This window comes from Mycoplana ramosa (assembly GCF_041930185.1).
In the GTDB taxonomy this organism is placed as follows: domain Bacteria; phylum Pseudomonadota; class Alphaproteobacteria; order Rhizobiales; family Rhizobiaceae; genus Mycoplana; species Mycoplana ramosa.
On sequence record NZ_JBHEEW010000002.1, the window covers coordinates 213372 to 232688 of the forward strand.

Genomic DNA, 19317 nt, shown 5'->3' on the forward strand with positions numbered 1-19317 from the left:
TTCCGCTGCCGATCGTTATCCTGCTCCTTTTGTTCATGAGATAGGAGGAGACAATGGCGACCTTTGCAGCGAAGGGCGACAACGTGACGCCCGTTGAATCGGCCAGCTCAGCGGTGAGTTGGGCAGCGGTATTGGGCGGAGCGGTCACGGCCGCTGCCGTGACGCTTGTCTTACTCCTGGTTGGTTCGGGCCTGGGGTTGACGATGGTTTCTCCCTGGACAGCAGAAAGTGCATCCGCTGAAACACTCTCTACGACCGGTGCCATCTGGCTGGTGGTCGTGCAGTGGCTGTCTGCAGCCCTGGGAGGATACCTGGCGGGCCGTTTGCGGACAAAGTGGGTCGGCGTGCACACCGATGAGATCTATTTTCGCGACACAGCCCATGGCCTGCTGGCGTGGGCGATAGCGACCCTGTTGGTGGTGGCGCTCTTAGGCTCTGCCGCGACATCCGTAGCGCGCGGCCTGACCGGTGTGGCAGGTGCAGTTGCCGGTGCGGCGGGAGCCACGGCAGTTGCAACCGGGGAAAATGCAAACGACATCAATCAGTATGTCTCCGATGCGCTGTTGCGGCCCACCAACCCGGCAAGTCCGCCTCAAGGCCAGGTTCCTTCTGCTGCAGGGGAAGTGACCAGGATCCTTTCGAATGCGGCGGTTGCCGGCGGCTTGCCGGCCGACGACAGGAGCTACCTGGAGAGGCTTATTGCGGCTCGCACCGGAGCAAGCGAGGCAGAAGCAAAGGCGCGCATCGATGCCGTCTTGAAACAGGCTGAAGATGCAAAAGCCAAAGCGCGGCAGGTGGCGGATGACGCCCGCAAGACAGCTGCCACGGTCGCACTGCTTGGTGCCCTCTCGCTCATGGTAGGCGCCTTCATCGCTGCCGTCAGCGGCGCACTCGGCGGCAGTCAACGAGATGAGGAGCCGGACCTGCTGAAGAAGCCCTAGCGCCAAGTCGGCGTGCATCTTGTGAAGCCCCGCCTGGGCGGTTCGCGATCTTGGCAGTCTGATTGTCTCGGCAATGATCGCCGCGGCGGTCTGGTCTACGTCGCCGGTCTCCCGTTACCGATGCCAGCACTTCGGTTGACCCAAAGTAGGCCGTCGTCGTCCCTGACTGACACCGTCTCGTTCAGCCCCCTCACCCGCTGATGGCGGCTGGCGCGACGGCCGTCTAGGGCAGCGACGGCTAATGGGACGACCGACGGCTCAGCACCGAAACGAAGACCTCGCTTCGCCTGGCCGCGGAGCACGGAGCAAACCTTGAACGTTTGCCGTGGAGGCCACCGAATGACAAACCCGTCTGATTCACACATCGCAGCGCCGGTCGCTCAAAACAGATATAGCCGCTTTCGGAACGCGGCCGTGTTCCGCCAACTCGGGCCCGGCCTTGTTACAGGCGCAGCCGACGATGACCCAAGTGGTATCGCGACCTACTCCCAGGCTGGCGCGCAGTTCGGCTTCAACATGCTGTGGACGATGGTGTTCACCTATCCGCTGATGACCGCGGTCCAGCTGGTCAGCGCCAGGATCGGACGCGTCACCGGAGCCGGCCTGGCGAGCAACATCGGTCGGATCTGGCCGAAGAGCGTTGTGCTGCCGCTGGTCGGACTTCTGTTCATCGCAAATACGATCAACATCGGAGCAAACCTGGCCGCGATGGGTGCGGCCGGAGAAATGGTGAGCGGCCTTTCGAGCAAGGTGGCGACGGTGGTCTTCGCCGTGCTTTCGCTGGTCCTCCAGATGGGGTTCTCATACGAATCATATTCGCGCTATTTGAAATGGCTGACCTTTGTGCTGCTGTCTTACGTGGCGGTGCTGTTCGTCGTCGAGATCGACTGGTCGGCTGCCCTGAAGGGTTTCGTCTGGCCCGAATTTTCCCTCGGAGGCAACAGCTTCACCATGATCGTCGCAATCTTCGGCACGACCATCAGTCCTTACCTGTTCTTTTGGCAGTCCAGCCAGGAGGTGGAGGAAATCGAGTCAAGCGCCGAAGCGGAGCCGCTGAAAGAGGCTCCCCATCAAGCAAAGCCTGAACTGCAGCGCATACGTTGGGACACCTTCATCGGCATGGCCGTTTCGAATATCGTCGCCATAGCGATCATTATGAGCACCGCCGCCACTCTGCACGCCAGCGGCAGGACGGAGGTCGGAAGTGCGGCCGATGTCGCGGAAGCATTGAGGCCCGTCGCCGGCGATTTCGCATTCGCCTTGTTCAGCGTGGGTATCGTCGGTACCGGCCTGCTTTCGATTCCCGTGCTTGCCGGATCTGCGGCTTACGCATTCGGCGAGAGCCAGGGATGGAAATGTGGCCTGGAAAACAAGCCGTGGGAAGCAACGGGCTTCTACGGCGTGATCAGCGCAGCGGTCTGCCTCGGCCTGGCAATCGAGTTCACCGGGATCGATCCGATTTCGGCGCTTTTTTGGAGCGCGGTGATTAACGGGTGCGTTGCGGTTCCGATCATGGTGGCGATGATGGCCGTCGTCGGCAAACGATCGGTGATGAAAGAATTCACAGCGCCTCCGCTGATGAAGATCGGAGGGTGGATGGCAACGGCTGCGATGGCAGCCGCGGTCGCAGGCATGGCCGTATTCTGAGGGCCGTCCGGCCAGCGGCCTTGTGAGATCGGCGCGGGCGCTGGTCAGCAACGCGTGGCGCAGGCAAGTCGCCACGCGCCCATGACGAGACGACCGAGCGGGAATCTCATGTTCCCTGCGATGCGCAACCCTTCGTCCCGCCTTGCCCAAAACGATCCCCTCTCGCTATGCAGTTCACCGCGTGCAGGCCATGGATTGAATGCATCGTCGGTTGACATCGGCGACCCCAGATCTAAACGCGTCTAGAGACGCACCCCCGGTGACATCGCCCTTTCCGGGAATTTGCCGTGTCGGGCTGCATTGGAATAGACATGTTCCCAACCACAAACGGAGCGCCCCGATGACCATAACCCTTGCCCAACTGCGCGCAGTGGATGCAGTTGCGCGGGAGGGACAGATTTCTCGCGCGGCGCAAAGCTTGGGCGTTTCGCAGCCCTCGATATCCCACCAGATTCAAACATTCGAGACGACGTGGAATATCCGCTTCTTCGTGCGCGATGGCTACTCTATCTCGGTGCATCCCGAGGCACATTCCGTTCTCGGACGCATTCGACTGCTGATCAGTCTTCTGGAGGAGATCGAGCAGGACCTCGCCTCTCAATCTTCGAGAGAGGCGAAAACGTTGCATTTGGGCTTTTCGGCCCATCGTCTGATCATGCCGGCGCTTTCGGAATTCGTTACACGCCACCCCGCAGTCTCGGTGAATACGCAGGGTGCTCCGACATTCGAACTGCTTGCGGCGCTCAAGCGCGGGGAACTGCATCTTGCCTCGGTTTCCTTGCCTGCCCCGCCGCAAGGCTTTCATGCCGTCGAACTCGCGCGCCGCCGGCTGATTCTATATGGCCGGCCGGAGCACCCACTTCTGCAGGAGCAGCAGATTGGGATTGCAGATCTGGACGGCCTGCCCATGGTCCTCTGGAATCAAAATTCGGGATCGCGCCGCCAGTTTTCGGCGATCTGCGCGGCTGCGGGCGTCGCACCGAAAACTGCGCTAGAGGTCAATACACTCGATGTGGCCTATGCCGCCGTTGCTGCCGGGATAGGCCTGGGCGTGGCTGTCGAAGGCGAAATCGCGCCTGATACACATATCGTCACCGCAGGGCTCGCGGCGGAAGGCGCAGAGATCGGACATTATCTTCTATGCCTGAAGGGCGCGGAGCTTCGCCCTCAGGTCGCTGATTTCATCCATATCGCGCAAAGCGTGCAATTTTTGGCAAATATATAACCTTTAGCTATGAAATTTTCGTTTCATAAAAATGATACAACCCGAGTCTATACCGCCGTTCACGACAGATGCGGTAACGGCAGATGGATCAGGGTTTCGATTTAATAGTCATCGGTGCGGGTATCGTCGGTCTCGGCGCTGCACTTGCCGGGGTACGGGCGGGAAAGTCCGTGGCGGTTGTCGACCGAGACGCGCGCGCAAATGGCGCATCGATCCGGAATTTTGGCTTCGTGACGGTCACAGGACAGAAGGCGGGCGCTCATTGGGCCCGGGCCCGGCGCACGCGTGACATTTGGGCCGAAGTGGCACCCCAGGCCGGGATCGGTGTATTGCAGGCCGGCCTTGTCATGCCGGCCTATCGTCCCGAAGCAGCAGAAGTCGAGCACGCGTTCCTGCAAACCGATATGGGTGCCGAATGCCGGCTCATCACGAAGGATGAGGCGAAGGCTCTGATCCCCGCCCTGCGCATGGATGGGCTGACCGCGGTGATGTTTTCGCCCCACGAGCTTCGTGTCGAAAGCCGTGAGGCGCTGCCGCAGCTCGCCGCGTGGCTGGCCGAAACGCAAGGGGTGCGTTTCTTCTGGCAGACTTCCGCGCTTGAAGTCACAGACAAGGGTGTGGTGACCCGTGACGGCCTGATCCGCGCGGACGCCGTCGTGGTCTGTCCCGGCGACGATTTCACGACGCTTTTTCCTGAGATTATTGGTCGCAACGAACTGACCAAGTGCACATTGCAGATGTTGCGTATCGCCGCCCCCGGCATGCCGCGATTGCAGGCACCGGTCATGTCGGACCACTCCCTTGCGCGCTATGAAGGGTTTGCCGAACTCGAGGCAGCCAGGCCGCTGATTGACCGTCTCAACGCCGAGACGCCCGCCATGCGCGCCGCCGGCATTCACCTGATTGCCGTGCAATCGGCAGATGGTTCGCTGGTCGTTGGCGACAGCCATGTCTACGGTCCGCAGGCCGAACCGTTTGCCCGGGCCGAATTCGACGAACTCATCGTTCAGAGTTTCGACGACGTGCTGGACCTGCCTGGTCGCCATGTGACCGAGCGTTGGTGTGGCAGCTACCCTTCGAGCTCTTCGCGCACCATTCTGGTCGAGCGCCCTGCGGCCAACATTCGGCTTGTCATGGTTACCGGCGGCACCGGCGCTTCCACCGGCTTCGCACTCGGTGAGCAGGTCGTCGCCGATCTCTTCAGCCCCACAGCAGATGTTTACGAGGCACTGAAATGACCCATATCGAAGCCGTGATTTTTGACTGGGCAGGTACGCTGGTTGATTTCGGCTCGCGCGCTCCGATGGGGGCATTCGTCGAGGCTTTTGCGCGTTTCGACGTGGCGATTACGCTCGATGAGGCGCGCGGCCCGATGGGGCGGGCAAAGCGGGACCACATTGCTGCGATCTTCGCCTTGCCTCGGGTGTCGGCAGCCTGGCTGGCCGCACAGAAAAGCCTACCCGACGATCGTGCGATCGACGCGATTTACGAGGTTTTCCTGCCGCTCAACATCGAAACCGCCGCGCGTCACGCCGACATCATTCCCGGCGCCGATGCCGTGCTCAGGGGCCTTCGTGCTGAGGGTGTGAAGATTGGTTCAACGACGGGCTATATCCGCGAAATCATGGAACGCGTGCTGCCCGCAGCCGGTCTTCAGGGTGTGGAGACCGATGTGCTGTTCTGCAGCGACGAGCTTTCCGCAGGCCGTCCCTCAGCTGCAGGCATGTTCCGCAACTACGTCGCGCTCGGCACCACGGCCGCTCATCTTTGCGTCAAGGTCGACGATACGCCTGTCGGCATCGAAGAGGGACGCAATGGTGGCGCCTGGGCCGTGGGTCTTACGCTCAGCGGCAATGAAACCGGCCTCTCGCGGCAGGAACTTGCAGCCCTTTCCGAGGAGGAGCGCGCGGCTGCCCGGTTCGCGGCGGCAGAGAAACTTCGTGCGGCAGGCGCCCACTACACCATCGACAGCGTGGCCGACCTGCCCGCCGTGCTGGCGGACATCGATCACCGTATCGCTGCAGGCGACCGCCCCTGATCCAAATCACCTTCGCTCTTACTCTTCACCCTGGAGAAATATCTATGTCAAATCTGATGATGACCCGTCGTGGCGTTATGGGCCTTGCCGCTCTTGCCTGCGGCACAGCGATCCTGCCGCGCGCGGTTCTGGCGGCCGGCACCGACTGGGCTGCAGCTCCGGATATTGAAGCTGCCCGAGCCGAGGCAAAGGTCTATACCTCGTACGGCATGCCTGACAACTGGGCCAACTACGGCGAAGTTCTGCAGCTGATGGCCAAGAAATACGGCTACACCTCCGAACATATCGACACCGACATGTCTTCGATGGAAGAGATCCTAAAGTTCGAGGCAGAGCGCGGTAATCCGGTCGGGATCTCGGGCGATATCGGCATTCTCTTTGGCCCTGTCGCCGAGTCGAAAGGCGTGATCCCGCCCTACATGCCGCCCAATGCCGCCAAGCTTCCCGCGGGCCTGAAGGCCAAGAAGGGCGGCTGGGTCGCAACCTTCGCCGGCGTGCCCGCGATGATCGTCAACACCGATGTCGTCAAGAACGTGCCGCGCAGCTGGGATGACCTTCTGAAGCCGGAATATACCGGGCTTGTCAGCGCCGTCGATGCGTCGGGTATGGGCGGTACGCAGATGGCCCTGTTCCTCGCCTGGGCCTATGCCTATGGCGGCTCGGAAGCCAACATGGCGCCGGGCGCCGAGTATGCCCGCAAACTGCTCCCGCAGATGGCCGCCGGTGCGTCCAGCGCGCTGACCATGGAACGCGGCGAAGTGCCGATCCAGTTGAAATACGACTTCAATTGCATCGCCCAGGCAAACGCGCTGCGGGAGAAGGGCATCAACTGCGAAGTTGTCATCCCCAAGGGCACGATCTATGCGCCGTCCGCCGTGATGATCAACGGTTACAACGTCGAGAAGATGAACATCGCCAAGCTGTTCCTCGATTTCGTTCTGTCCGACGAAGCGCAGACTGCATTTGCGAAGTTTGGCGCCCGCCCGATCCGCTGGGTGCTCGGAGATCTCGACCTGCCGGCCGAGGCCCGCGCAGGCTGGCTGCCGGACGAGCAATATGCCGATGTGATCCAGGTGAAGGACTGGGCGTCGATCGACGTCGCGCAGCTGGCGCGCTACTGGGTCGAAGAAGTGACGGGCGGCTGAGCCGATGACGGCCACCGCTTCTTCCGGAATCGTGGCCGAACGGGGGCTTTTTGCCCCCGTTCTTGCCCTGCGGCGGCTGGCCTTGGCCTGGGGACCAGCGCTTCCGATCATCATCGTCTGCTCGGCCACGCTGATCCTGCCCTGCCTGGTGCTGACCCGGGCAAGCTTTGCCGAGGCGACCGGTACGGGTTTCACCCTGTCGAACTGGACAGCCGTCTTCTCCAGCAAATCGGCGCAGGTCCAGATTCTCAACAGCCTCCAACTATGTGCCGTAGTGGCCACGATCGCCGTGATCGTCGGTACTCCCCTGACCTGGACCATGACACGGCTCGGGCGCCGCGGGCGCGCGTTCAATCTCGGCATCCTCACGGTGGCGCAGAACTTCTCGGGCATCGGCCTTGCCTTCGGCTTTACCGCGGCCATCGGCGCCTATGGCATGATCACGCTGATGCTGCGTGCGGGCGGCCTGACGTTCAATCCGCCGGCAGGCAGCAGCTTCTGGGGATTCGTTATCGCCTATGAATACGGCTTCGTTCCGATGTTCGTCCTGATGACCTTGCCGGCGATGCGCTCCATCCGCCCCGAGTGGTGGGATGCGTGCCAGTGCTGCGGCGCCGGACGCCTGCGCTTCTGGATCAGCATCGCCTTGCCCATGCTGCTGCCCTACATTGCCGCGGGCTGGATCCTGACATTTACAGCGGCGATGAGCCTCTACGGCCTGCCCGTCGCGCTTGCGGCCGAAGGCCGGCCGATCTATCCGCTGATCACGCTCGATATGAGCCGCACAATGCTTGGCTCGCTGTTCGGCAGCCAGCGCATGCCGGTCATGGCAGTGATCCTGATGATCTTTGCGGCACTGTCGCTTGTTCTCTATCGTATCCTTCTCAAACGGGGCGCCAAATGGCTGTGAAGCCAAAAACCGGCTGGAGCAGCCTCGCGCTCCTCGTCATCGTGGCGGTGTATATCCTGCTGCCGATGCTGGCGACGCTGCTCTACTCCATCGCGACCAGCTGGACGACCAACCCTCTGCCCGAGGGTTACACCGCTGCCCATTGGAACGAGGCAGCACGCAACGACCGCTTCATGGCCGTGCTGAGCCGCTCGATGTTGCTTGGCATTGCGGTCGCGGCCGCGACGGTCGCGCTGGCTCTGCCGGCGATCTATTGGCAGAGAATACGCACGCCGCAGCTGCGCCTTGTGTTGCAGGTGCTCGCCGCAGTGCCGTTGACGCTGCCGATCCTGGTGATCGCTCTTGGTCTGCTACAGTTTTCCGGCGACTATCTGCCAGCGATCCAGGGTTCGATCGGGCTTCTGTTTGCTGCCCATATCGCGATCGCCTTCCCCTTCGTCTACTGGTCGCTCGACAACTCCATGGCGGCCGCGAGGGTGGATCTCCTGAGCGAGGCGGCCCGCACTTGCGGCGCCGGCCCCGTGGCGGTGATGAGCGATGTCATCCTTCCCAACATCACGCCGGGCATTGCGACCGCCCTGATCATGGCCTTCGGCACGTCGTTCAATGAAGTGGCTCTTGCCCAAATGCTGATCGGTACCCGCTTCGAGACGGTCCAGCTCTACCTGCTGAATATGCTCAAGGGTGCGGATGCCAACTACAACCTGCTTGCCGTGATGACGGTCATCAATTTCGTGGTGACGCTGATCCTCTCGACCATCGTGATCTGGCTGAACGGCAACGCCATGACTGGCGGAGAGATTGAAAAATGAGCACGCCGATATCCATCCAAGGCATCACCAAGAGCTTCAACGACAAGCCAGCCTTGCGCGGCATCGACCTCGAAATCGCCCAGGGCGAGATGATCGCGCTGCTCGGCAGCTCGGGCTGTGGCAAGACGACGCTGCTTCGCATCATTGCAGGCCTTGGAACGCCAGACGGCGGCAGACTTCTTTTCGGATCGAAGGACGTCACCGCGCTGCCGGTGCAGCAGCGCCGCATCGGCATGGTGTTCCAGGGCTACTCGCTCTTCCCGAACATGAGCGTACGGGAGAATATCGCCTTCCCGCTGAAGGTCGCCAAAACCCCGGCCGCCGCGATCCGACACCGGGTCGAGGAACTGCTCGTGATGACCGGCCTGACGGAGCGTGCCGATTTTCATCCCAACCAGTTGTCCGGCGGCCAGCAACAGCGGACCGCACTGGCGCGGGCCCTCGCGCCCAAGCCTGATGTGCTGTTGCTCGATGAACCGCTCTCGGCGCTCGATGCCCAGGTGCGCACCCACTTGCGCGACGAGATCGCCAGGATCCAGCGCAACGTCGGCACCACCGCGATCCTCGTAACCCACGATCAGGCCGAAGCCCTTGCCATTGCCGACCGCGTGGTAATCATGCAGGCTGGCCGGATTGAACAGGCCGCCAGCCCGGAGGAACTCTACGATTCGCCCGCGACCGAATTTTCCGCCTCCTTCATCGGCACCCGTAACCGTATCGAACTGCGCCCGGAGGCAGGCGCATTGCGGCTAGGGAATTTTTTCTATCGCCCAGCGCAGGATTCGACGGCCGTCACGCTGTGGGTACGGTCGGAAGACCTGCGGGTCTGCGCGCCGGGCGAGGGTCTTGAGGCAAGGATCGAGACCCGACTTTATCAGGGGCCAGTTACACGGTTGAACCTGATTGCAGAGTCGCCGGCCGGCGACCTAAGGCTGCGCCTTGACGGGGCAAGCCGCGACTTGCGGGACCTGCGCGCTGGTGACCGGATCAATGTCAATTTCAGACCCGAGGATGCCCATGTCTTTTCCGCCTGATGCCCCCCGGCTGCCCAATGTGGTTTTTGTCACCGTGGACCAGTGGCGGGGCGATCTGATCCCGGGCGGCGGTAGCTGGCTCTCGACGCCCAATCTCGATGCCCTTGCCGCAGAGGCCACCTGTTTCGATCGTCACTATTGCCAGGCCTATCCTTGCGGCCCGGCGCGTGCGAGCCTTCTGACCGGCCTCTATGCCCACAAGCACCGATCGGTCCAGAACGGAACGCCACTGGACGCACGTCACCGTACAATCTTCCAGGCGGCCCGGGCGGCGGGTTATTCCCCGATACTGTTCGGCTATACCGACACCACACCCGATCCGCGCCGCCTCTCGCCCCTCGATCCCGCCCGCGGCAATTATGCGGGCGTGGCACCCGGGCTGGAGGTCGGCTGCCTGCTGGACGAGGATGCGCGCCCGTGGATCGCCCGGCTTCTGGCCAAGGGCATCGATATCCCCGATCCCTCGCGCGGGCGTGACGGTGTATTCGAACTGGCGGCCTTCGGCGCGCCGACCGTCTTTTCCGCGGAAGACAGCGAAACCGCCTTTCTGGCCGACCGGATCATCGGTCATGTCAGGACACAGGGGCAGAAACCCTTTTTTCTGCATGCTTCCTTCATTGCCCCTCACCCGCCCTTTGCGGCGGCGCGGGAATGGCTCGACCGCATCGATCCGGCATCGGATCCGATGCCGGTGGCGACGGGCCATAACCAGCCCGGCCATCCACTGCTGGACGTCTACCGCGAGACGCTGGATCTCGCAGGGTTTGCTCCCGGCATCAGCGGAGCGCCCCATCTGGCGTCCGATCACGTCGTCCGCACCATTCGGCATGCCTATGCAGCGCTGGCGGCCGAAGCAGACCACCATATCGGCCGGATCATCGCACAGCTGAAGGCGCAGGGCCTGTGGGAAAACACCATCTTCATCCTCTCCGGCGACCATGGCGAGCAGCTTTTCGATCACGGACTTCTGGGCAAGCTCGGCTGGTACGATGGGTCTGCGCATGTCCCGCTGATGATTCGCTGCCCCGGCATTGCCGGAGGCCGGCGCATTGGCCGCTTTACCCAGTCCATCGACATCTTCCCCACGCTGGTCGAGTTGCTCGGGCTGCAGAATGACGTCAACCTCGACGGCGCCAGCCTCGTTCCGCTGATGCGCGGCGAGCGCACAGAGCTGCGCGATGCGGTCCATTGGAGCCATGATTTCCGCAACCTTGCCACACAGGACATGGAAACCCGACTCGGTCTCACTTCGGCGCAATGCAATCTTCAGGTCGTGCGGACGGAGCGGTTGAAGTATGTCCATTTCACCCATCTGCCGCCCGTGGTCTACGATCTCAGGGAAGACCCACACGAGGCAATCAATCTGGCCGATGATACGGCGGGAAAAGCGCTCCGGAACGAGGGGGTGGAGAGACTTCTGAACCTGCGGCTCGCGCATGAAAACAACGAGCTCGCCTGTCTCCAGGCCATCGGCACCGAACTCTTCGGCAGCCGTACGGGCGAACCGGGCGTCTACAATCTGTCTTGACCTTCGAAAAAATCAACGCCGTCCCACGGTCACCCGTGGCAAAAAGGCCTGCTGCACCATTCACATCGGCCCTGTAATCCTTGGTGACTCGGCGGTTGGTGACGTCCTGACGGGGGAAGGCCTCGCCCTTGCTCAGCAAAGCCGTCGCAAAGCGTGTAGGCTTCCCCCTGGATTGCCAGGGGGAAGCCTAGGTGAACTACGATGAGTGTTCGCTATGCCACCAGATCGAAGCGGTCGGCGTTCATGACCTTCGTCCAGGCGGCGACGAAGTCCTTCACGAACTTTTCCTTGTTGTCATCCTGGGCATAGACCTCGGCATAGGCCCGCAGGACCGAATTTGAGCCGAAGACCAGATCGACGCGCGTTGCGGTATATTTGACTGCGCCGGTCTTGCGATCGCGGATCTCATAGAGATTGTTGCCCGTCGGCACCCAGGAATAGGCCATATCTGTTACCGTGCAGAAGAAGTCGGTCGTGAGCGCGCCGACGCGGTCGGTAAAGACGCCGTGCGGAGTGCCGGCGTGGTTGGTGCCAATGACGCGCAGACCGCCGATCAGTGCCGTCATCTCGGGCGCGGTAAGCCCCATCAGTTGGGCACGGTCGAGCAACAGTTCTTCGGGACTGACCAGATAGTCCGTTTTGAGCCAGTTGCGAAAGCCGTCGGCCAGCGGCTCGAGCGGTGCAAAGCTCTCAGCGTCGGTCTGCTCCGCTGTCGCATCGCCACGACCGGGCGCGAAGGGCACTGCAACGTCGAATCCAGCCGCCTTCGCGGCTTGTCGGACGCCATAGTTGCCGGCGAGCACGATCACGTCGGCGAGGCTCGCGCCCGCCGCGGCCGCGATCGGTCCAAGCACGGCCAGGACGCGCGCAAGCCGCGCCGGCTCGTTGCCTTCCCAGTCCTTCTGCGGGGCCAGGCGGATGCGGGCGCCGTTCGCGCCGCCGCGGAAGTCCGACCCGCGGAAGGTGCGGGCACTGTCCCAGGCGGTGGCGACCAGATCCGAAACCGAAAGACCTGAAGCCGCGATCTTCGCTTCGACCGCCGCGACGTCATAGTCCTTGCGACCGGCCGGAACCGGATCCTGCCAGATGAGATCTTCCGCCGGTACGTCGGGGCCGAAATAGCGTGACTTCGGCCCCATGTCGCGGTGGGTGAGCTTGAACCACGCGCGCGCGAACGCGTCCGAGAAGGCCTCGAAATCGTTCATGAATCGCAGCGAGATTTCGCGGTAGATCGGGTCCATCTTCAACGCCATGTCCGCGTCAGTCATCATCGGGTTGTGGCGGATCGACGGATCCTCCACGTCGACGGGCCGGTCCTGCTCGGCAATCGATACCGGTTCCCACTGGTTAGCGCCGGCCGGGCTCTTTACCAGGTGCCAGTCATGCTTGAAGAGCATCTCGAAGAAGCCGTTGTCCCACTTGGTCGGCTCGGTGGTCCAGGCGCCCTCGAGGCCGGAGACGACCGTATTGCGGCCGATGCCGCGGCCCTTGGTGTTCATCCAGCCGAGACCCTGGAATTCGGGAGCGGCCGTTTCCGGATCGGGGCTGAGGTCGAGCGGGTTGCCGTTGCCGTGGGTCTTGCCGATGGTGTGGCCGCCGGCGGTCAGCGCGACGGTTTCCTCGTCGTTCATCCCCATGCGGGCGAACGTCTCGCGCATCTGCGCGGCGGTCGCGAGCGGATCGGACTTGCCGTTGACGCCCTCCGGATTGACGTAGATGAGGCCCATCTGCACGGCGGCAAGCGGGTTCGCCAGCGTCGCGGCCTGGCCAAGGTCGCTATAGCGACCGTCGCTCGGCGCCAGCCACTCCTTCTCGTCACCCCAGTATATGTCCTTCTCTGGGTGCCAGATGTCTTCGCGACCGAAGGCAAAGCCGAAAGTTTTGAGGCCGGCGACGTCATAGGCGATCGTTCCGGCGAGCGCTATCAAATCGGCCCAGGAGATCTTGTTGCCGTACTTCTTCTTGATCGGCCAAAGCAGGCGGCGGCCCTTGTCGGTGTTGACATTGTCGGGCCAGGAATTGAGTGGGGCGAAGCGCTGGTTGCCGGTATTGGCGCCGCCGCGGCCGTCGGAGGTGCGGTAGGAGCCGGCCGCGTGCCAGCTGACGCGCGCCATCATGCCGACATAGCTGCCCCAGTCTGCCGGCCACCAATCCTGGCTGTCCGTCATCAGCGCGCGCAAATCGGCCTTCAACGCATCCACGTCGAGTTTCTTCAGTTCTTCCCGGTAGTTGAAGTCCCTGCCGAGCGGATTGGTCTTGGTGTCGTGCTGGTGCAGGATGTCGAGGTTCAGTGCATTGGGCCACCACTCCATGACGGAGTGACCTAGCGCCGTGTTGCTGCCGTGCATGACCGGACATTTGCCGGTCGGATTCGTCTTCGTATCCATTTTGCTCTCCAGCGGATGAGTTGCTCTGCAGGACGCTGGAAGCGGCTTCATCGGGCGCCGTTGGAAGGTGGCATTACCGTGAAACGCCTTCCAGCTGGTAATCAAATATCAAGTTCAATCGATAAAGGACAATTGTAATTTCTAAAGGCGGCGATATGTTTAGGTTATGAATGGCCTTTCCATGAAACATCTCCGCTATTTCGACGCACTCGCCCGGCTGGGGCATTTCGGCCGTGCTGCGAGCACTTGCGCCATCTCCCAGCCGGCACTGTCGGTGCAGATAAAGGAACTGGAGGAACTGCTTGGTGCGCCTCTGGTGGAACGCGGGGGGCGTCGCATCCGGCTCACGGGGCTTGGCGAGGAATTTGCGGCGCGCGCGCGGGCCATACTGCGCGCTGTCGACGAACTGGAAGATTTGCGCCGGGCCGCTCACGGGCCGCTTGCCGGACGCTTGCGTCTTGGCATTATTCCCACGGCGGCGCCGTATTTGCTGCCCGAGATCATCCAGGCATTGACACGACGTTTTCCCGGCCTTGATCCGCGCCCCAAGGAGGCAATCACGCAAAAGCTGATTCAGGATCTGGCGGAAGGCAGGCTCGATGTGGCCATTGTCGCACTGCCGATTTCGGAGCCGGCTCTGGAGGAGGCGCCTCTTTTCGACGAGGAGTTTGTCCTCGTGCGGCCATTGGAGGATAGGGGAAAGTCGGTTCCCAGTAACGACCGGCTGCACGAAATGCGTCTGCTCCTCCTGGAGGAGGGGCACTGCTTCAGGGACCAGGCCCTTTCCGTCTGCAATCTCAATGCATCATCGACGCGGGAGCTGATGGAGGGCAGCTCGCTCTCTACACTGGTCCGGATGGTAGGTGCCGGCATAGGCGTCACGCTGATCCCGCAGATGGCTGTCGATACTGAAACCCGCGCGTCCCCGGTATACGTGTCTCGGCTTGCCGAACCGCGTCCCAGCCGCACGATCGGCATGGTCTGGCGCAAAAGCAATCCCCTCTCCGAGCAGTTCGTCCAGATCGCCGATATCGCTCGGGAAGTCGGTGTGAAGATGCAGAGCCAGGCAAACTCAATTTAAGACCGGGTCTGCGTATCAGTCACAGCGTCTCAGGATATCAATCTCGCGCGAGTTCGTCAGCCCGCAATCGCAAGCCTGAGCATGTCCAGTCTTTTGGGGGCAGCTCCACCAGGCGAGCAATTCGTGCATTTAGGCCGACATTTTAACGTCAAACCGCACGGCTCGGCATTAACAGCATAGGAACGATAATCTTGCCTTATCAATTGTTTTGACGATGGGCCGATTCGTGCCGGAAAACAGCGAAAAGTGGTGCCGACGAGCGGCCAGTTCCGCCTGGCGGCCCTGCCCGCGCCCCTCCCCTGCACGGCCACCTGCAGGACCTCGCCAACCGCGCCCCGCGGCAATGTCGAGGCTGCGAATGCCGCCAGCACGCCTCGTGCCTACGCGTTGGACGGGAAGCATTGTGCCGGCAGGTGCCGCCGATCCGAGCGATCCGCCCCTCCCCCGGATCCCAGGTCGTCGTCTTATACATCACCGCTTGCGCATCAGGCACCCGCTGGCAACGATCGCCCCCGCGAGATCGGACGCCTGTCGACGCAGGGACGCTCGGGGCGGAAGTCGCCTCCCCGCCCCGGACCATTTTATCTCGCGGAAGCGTAGAACTTCACCATGTCCGGCAGGCGCTTGGCCCGGATCTTCGAGGCCTTGCCGGCGGTGCGGAAGGCTTCGAAGCGCTCCTTGCAGACTTCCGTCATCAGCGCGGTGGCCGGCTTCAGGTAGTTGCGCGGGTCGAAGTTTTCCGGGTTCTCGGAAAAGTTCTTGCGGATCGTCCCGGTCATCGCCAGCCGCAGGTCGGTGTCGATGTTGACCTTGCGCACGCCGAGCGGGATCGCCTTCTGGATTTCGGACACCGGCACGCCCCAGGTCGGCTTCATCTTGCCGCCATAGGCGTTGAACAGGTCTTGCAGGTTCTTCGGAACCGAAGAAGAGCCGTGCATGACGAGGTGGGTGTTCGGCAGCCTCTTGTTGATCTTGGCGATCGTCTCGATCGACAGGATCTCGCCGTCCGGCTCGCGGGTGAACTTGTAGGCGCCGTGGCTGGTGCCGATGGCAACGGCCAGCGCGTCGACGCCGGTCTTGGAGACGAAGTCGAGCGCCTGATCCGGATCGGTCAAAAGTTCCTCGCGCGACAGCTTGCCCTCGAAGCCGTGCCCGTCTTCCTTGTCGCCGGCGCCCGTTTCAAGATTGCCGAGACAGCCGAGCTCGCCCTCAACCGAGACGCCGGCTGCATGCGCGATCTTCACGACTTCCGCGGTGACGTCGACATTGTACTCGTAGCTCGCGACCGTCTTGCCGTCGGCGAGCAGCGAGCCGTCCATCATCACCGAGGTGAAGCCGTTGGTAATCGCCGAGATGCAGGTCGATGGCTGGTCGCCATGGTCGAGATGCAGGCAGATCGGGATGTGCGGGTATTCCTCGGCCGCACCGAGGATCAGGTGGCGCAGGAAGGCGTCGCCGGCATAGGCGCGCGCGCCGCGGCTTGCCTGCAGGATCACCGGCGAATCCGTCGCGTCAGCCGCGCGCATGACGGCCTGAATGTATTCCAGATTGTTCACGTTGAACGCGGGCAGCGCGTAGTTGTTCTCAGCAGCATGATCGAGCAACTGCCGCATGGTAATCAACGCCATTCCGTTTCTCCCTTTTCGAGTAGCCTTCGTCGACGGCACTAATCACAGATGCGCCGAGCCTGGCAACAGCCCTCGGCGCAGGAAAATATCACCAAATCGATTGAAACCGATTCAAATCGATTAGCAATAAATTTCAACATCTTAATATCCACATAGCGGGTCATGATACCGCTTGCAACATAGGCGATCGGAGCATGAGCGGTGAAATTCCACGCCCTCGGGAAAGGAGAGAGTTACAGCTGAAACGTCATGAGAATTTATGCTGCATTTTCAGTGTGCTAGGCGGGGATTAACCGTTCAGCCTTGGGTGTTGCGGCTTATTGGCCTTTGCCGCCGCCGACGCGGCGATCCGTGGCCACTTGCAGTGCGAACGCCGCAGCAGTCTCCTTCCGGCAGGGCCCGCCGGAAAGCAAAGGGCGGCTGGATCGCCGCCCTCACCCGCTTGTTGTCTACGCCCGATCCCGCTCGAAGCGGGTCACCAGCGCTGGCAGCTCCGTCGCCAGCCACTCGGCAAGCCCCGGCGACCGCCGATCGTCGATCGCAAACCGCGTCACGGTCCCGGTCCGCTCGATCACGACGGCCTCTCGCCCCGCTCCGTCCTTGATCGCGCTCCTGCTCGAGGCCGGCTTCTCCTTTGCCTCCAATAGCGAAAGCAGCATGGCAAAGCGCGCGTCACTGTCGGCGCTCAGCCACTTGTCGGAGGACATCAGACCGTTTGCCGCCGACGAACGCCCGGCCGGCAATTTGCGCTCGAAGAAATGCGCTGCGAGCTTTTCCCACTTCGGTCGCCCGGTCTTCGGTGCCGGACCGATCTTGCGAACGATCTCGGGCGCCAGCGCGGCAGCCAGTGACGTGAGGATCGAGATGTAGGCGAGCCCCTTGTCCTCGCTGCGGCCGAGGGCAGCCGCAATCGTCTGTCGATCAAAGCCGCGTTCTTTCAGTTCCTGCGCAAACAGCGCCTGCTCGATGAAGGACAGATCCTTGCGCTCGCTGTTTTCCTTGCCCTGAGCGATGACCAACGCATCGTCGGAAAGTTCGCGCACGATCGCCTTGACCGGCCGGTTCAGCGTGTTCGCTGCCCGCCAGCGGCGATGACCATAGGCAATCTGGTAGTGGCCGGGCCGGTCCGGGTGCGGACGGACGAGGATCGGCACCTGTTGACCGTGCTCGCGCAGGCTGCGGACCAGGTCATCGAGACCGGGATCGACGTGCTCCTCCATGCGGTCGCGCACGAAGGAGGGCACGAGTTGGTCCGGCGGAATCTCGATCACGGCTTCGGCGCCAGCGATCTGCTCGCGCAGCCGCACATTCTCGTCCTCGATCGCCGAAAAGGAATCCTGCATCGAGCGCACGGCGCCGGAGGAGACGCGACGGCCCGATTGCGAAAGCGGCGAGGGGGCAACGGCGGCCGCAAGTTCCTCAGGATTGATGCCGCCAAACATGGCCTTCATTCTTTTGGAGCGGTCACTGGCGTTGTTCATTTGCGTCCCCACACGGTCTTGATGTGACGGAAAATCTCTGCGTTGACCGCATCGACGGATTCGAGCGCCCGGTTGAGCGTGTCGCGGCCGACGCTGCCCCGGGTCATCTCGTATAGGCTTTTCTTCTCCAGCCCGGCGCTGGCGATGGCCGTGGTATCGACCACCGACGCCGCCAACACGTCCTCGCCGAACAAGGACCGCAGCAGTGCAACGACGTTCACCTGCGGCACGTCGTGCGGATTGTGGCGCGTCAGCACGTAACGAATGAAATCATGCTCCAACGCGCCGCCGGCGTCTTCGATGACGCCGAGCAAGTCGCTCGTCATGGCGAGGAACTGGTTCATCGAGGCGACGTCGAGCATCGCCGGATGGACGGTGATCAGCAGGCCGGTGGCGGCGTAGAGCGCGCCGAGCGTCAGATATCCGAGCTGGGGTGGAGCGTCGATCAGCACCACGTCGTAATCGTCCTCGACCTCGCTAAGCACCGTCTTGAGGCGGCGGAAGAACATGCCATCGCCGCGCGACTGGCCCCTGGCGATCGCCTGTGGCGTCTCGTGCTCGTATTCCATCAGCTCGAGATTGCCCGGCACGATGTCGACGCCGTCGAAATAGGTCTGGCGGATCACGGCGGAGAGGGGGACCCGCTCGCGCTCGTCATAGCGGATGGCCGCGTAGAGCGTCTGGTTGGCGTCCACGTCGAACTCCGGCTGATAGCCGAACATGGTCGACAGCGACGCCTGCGGATCGAGATCGATCGCCAGCACGCGCAGGCCCTGGAGGGCCAGGTAGTGCGCCAGGTGTACCGTTGTCGTCGTCTTGGCCGATCCGCCCTTGAAGTTGGCGATCGCCAGCACCTGCAGCTTGTCGCCCGGCCGCCGGCGCGGCAGGAAATCGAGCGCCTCCGCCGGACGGCGATTGGCCAGATAGGTGCGGATCTCGTTGATCTGCGCCAGCGTATAGACGCGCCGGCCATTGTCCTGCCGGTCGGGGATCACCCCTTCGCCGTCGAGCGACATCTGGCGCAGGGTCGATTCGGCCACGCCAAGGAGTGTAGCCGCATCCTTCGACGAGAAGGTCTTCAGCGATTTCATCGCTTCCGGCGGGTACATCTGCTGGCGAAGGTTCTGCAACTGGGCCGACAGAAGCTGCGAATGGCGCATGATCCGGTCAGCGGAGGAGGGGAGGTCCTGGGGGCGTCTGAGTGAATTTTCCATGATGTCCGACGGTTAGTGGAGGAAACTCGGAAAAAATCCGTCGCGACTGTTTTTCAACTGATTTGCGCGCCTGGTCAAACTCTTTATCGTTAACGATAGGTTAACGCTCACAGCCGCTGCCCCGCGCCGGCATGTAACGACACTGCGCGCCAGCTGCGAGAAGGGGAGGCGAGGGGAGGGGACAACACCGTATCCCGAAGGTTCGCAGTGCAAAATTTACCGTTTGTGAATGGAAACGGAGCAAGA

Annotated in this window: 15 protein-coding genes; 11 read left to right on the top strand and 4 right to left on the bottom strand. The window is 62.3% G+C overall.

Annotated features, from left to right (window positions below; all coding sequences use genetic code 11):
• Positions 1 to 53 precede the first annotated feature (53 nt).
• The 10 genes from JNC62_RS03565 (at position 54) to JNC62_RS03610 (ending at position 11280) form a co-directional block, all read left to right on the top strand.
• On the top strand, positions 54 to 941 hold the full coding sequence (locus tag JNC62_RS03565; protein WP_374836019.1) for a hypothetical protein: 888 nt from the start codon (positions 54 to 56) through the stop codon (positions 939 to 941).
• Positions 942 to 1280: 339 nt separating this feature from the next.
• Positions 1281 to 2588 (top strand): NRAMP family divalent metal transporter, encoded by a 1308-nt coding sequence (locus JNC62_RS03570; RefSeq protein WP_374836021.1) that lies wholly within the window; start codon positions 1281 to 1283, stop codon positions 2586 to 2588.
• Positions 2589 to 2928: 340 nt separating this feature from the next.
• Complete coding sequence (locus JNC62_RS03575; protein ID WP_374836023.1) at positions 2929 to 3813, top strand: LysR family transcriptional regulator; 885 nt, start codon at positions 2929 to 2931, stop codon at positions 3811 to 3813.
• Positions 3814 to 3896: 83 nt separating this feature from the next.
• Positions 3897 to 5051 carry a TIGR03364 family FAD-dependent oxidoreductase gene (locus JNC62_RS03580; RefSeq protein WP_374836025.1) on the top strand — a complete coding sequence of 385 codons (1155 nt, stop codon included), beginning with the start codon at positions 3897 to 3899 and terminating at the stop codon, positions 5049 to 5051.
• Positions 5048 to 5851: a phosphonoacetaldehyde hydrolase gene (gene phnX / locus JNC62_RS03585; RefSeq protein ID WP_374836027.1), complete on the top strand. Its 804-nt coding sequence runs from the start codon at positions 5048 to 5050 to the stop codon at positions 5849 to 5851. Before JNC62_RS03580 ends, phnX begins: the two co-directional genes overlap by 4 nt.
• A gap of 44 nt (positions 5852 to 5895) precedes the next feature.
• Complete coding sequence (locus JNC62_RS03590) at positions 5896 to 6996, top strand: extracellular solute-binding protein (protein WP_374836029.1); 1101 nt, start codon at positions 5896 to 5898, stop codon at positions 6994 to 6996.
• A gap of 4 nt (positions 6997 to 7000) precedes the next feature.
• Complete coding sequence (locus JNC62_RS03595; protein WP_374836030.1) at positions 7001 to 7906, top strand: ABC transporter permease subunit; 906 nt, start codon at positions 7001 to 7003, stop codon at positions 7904 to 7906.
• Entirely contained in the window at positions 7897 to 8718 is an 822-nt protein-coding gene (locus tag JNC62_RS03600; RefSeq protein ID WP_374836032.1) for an ABC transporter permease, read from the top strand. Before JNC62_RS03595 ends, JNC62_RS03600 begins: the two co-directional genes overlap by 10 nt.
• Positions 8715 to 9752, top strand: coding sequence for an ABC transporter ATP-binding protein (locus JNC62_RS03605; protein ID WP_374836034.1), 1038 nt, complete (start codon positions 8715 to 8717; stop codon positions 9750 to 9752). The genes JNC62_RS03600 and JNC62_RS03605 overlap by 4 nt, the downstream gene beginning before the upstream one ends.
• Positions 9736 to 11280 carry a sulfatase-like hydrolase/transferase gene (locus tag JNC62_RS03610; RefSeq protein WP_374836035.1) on the top strand — a complete coding sequence of 515 codons (1545 nt, stop codon included), beginning with the start codon at positions 9736 to 9738 and terminating at the stop codon, positions 11278 to 11280. Before JNC62_RS03605 ends, JNC62_RS03610 begins: the two co-directional genes overlap by 17 nt.
• A 212-nt stretch (positions 11281 to 11492) precedes the next feature.
• On the opposite strand, the gene katG is transcribed toward JNC62_RS03610, so the two are convergent.
• Positions 11493 to 13667, bottom strand: coding sequence for a catalase/peroxidase HPI (katG, locus tag JNC62_RS03615; protein ID WP_374836037.1), 2175 nt, complete (start codon positions 13665 to 13667; stop codon positions 11493 to 11495).
• A 166-nt stretch (positions 13668 to 13833) separates the two neighbouring features.
• Here katG and JNC62_RS03620 point away from each other — a divergent pair, with 166 nt between their 5' ends.
• Positions 13834 to 14748: a hydrogen peroxide-inducible genes activator gene (locus tag JNC62_RS03620; RefSeq protein ID WP_374836039.1), complete on the top strand. Its 915-nt coding sequence runs from the start codon at positions 13834 to 13836 to the stop codon at positions 14746 to 14748.
• A gap of 581 nt (positions 14749 to 15329) precedes the next feature.
• Here the strand turns inward: JNC62_RS03620 and fba are convergent.
• The 3 genes from fba to repA form a co-directional block, all read right to left on the bottom strand.
• On the bottom strand, positions 15330 to 16376 hold the full coding sequence (gene fba, locus JNC62_RS03625; protein ID WP_374836041.1) for a class II fructose-bisphosphate aldolase: 1047 nt from the start codon (positions 16374 to 16376) through the stop codon (positions 15330 to 15332).
• 449 nt (positions 16377 to 16825) lie between these two features.
• Positions 16826 to 17857, bottom strand: a complete 1032-nt coding sequence (gene repB / locus JNC62_RS03630) for a plasmid partitioning protein RepB (protein ID WP_374836043.1) — start codon at positions 17855 to 17857, stop codon at positions 16826 to 16828.
• Positions 17854 to 19071 (bottom strand): plasmid partitioning protein RepA, encoded by a 1218-nt coding sequence (gene repA / locus JNC62_RS03635; RefSeq protein WP_377174712.1) that lies wholly within the window; start codon positions 19069 to 19071, stop codon positions 17854 to 17856. The genes repB and repA overlap by 4 nt, the downstream gene beginning before the upstream one ends.
• Between the last annotated feature and the right edge of the window lie 246 nt (positions 19072 to 19317).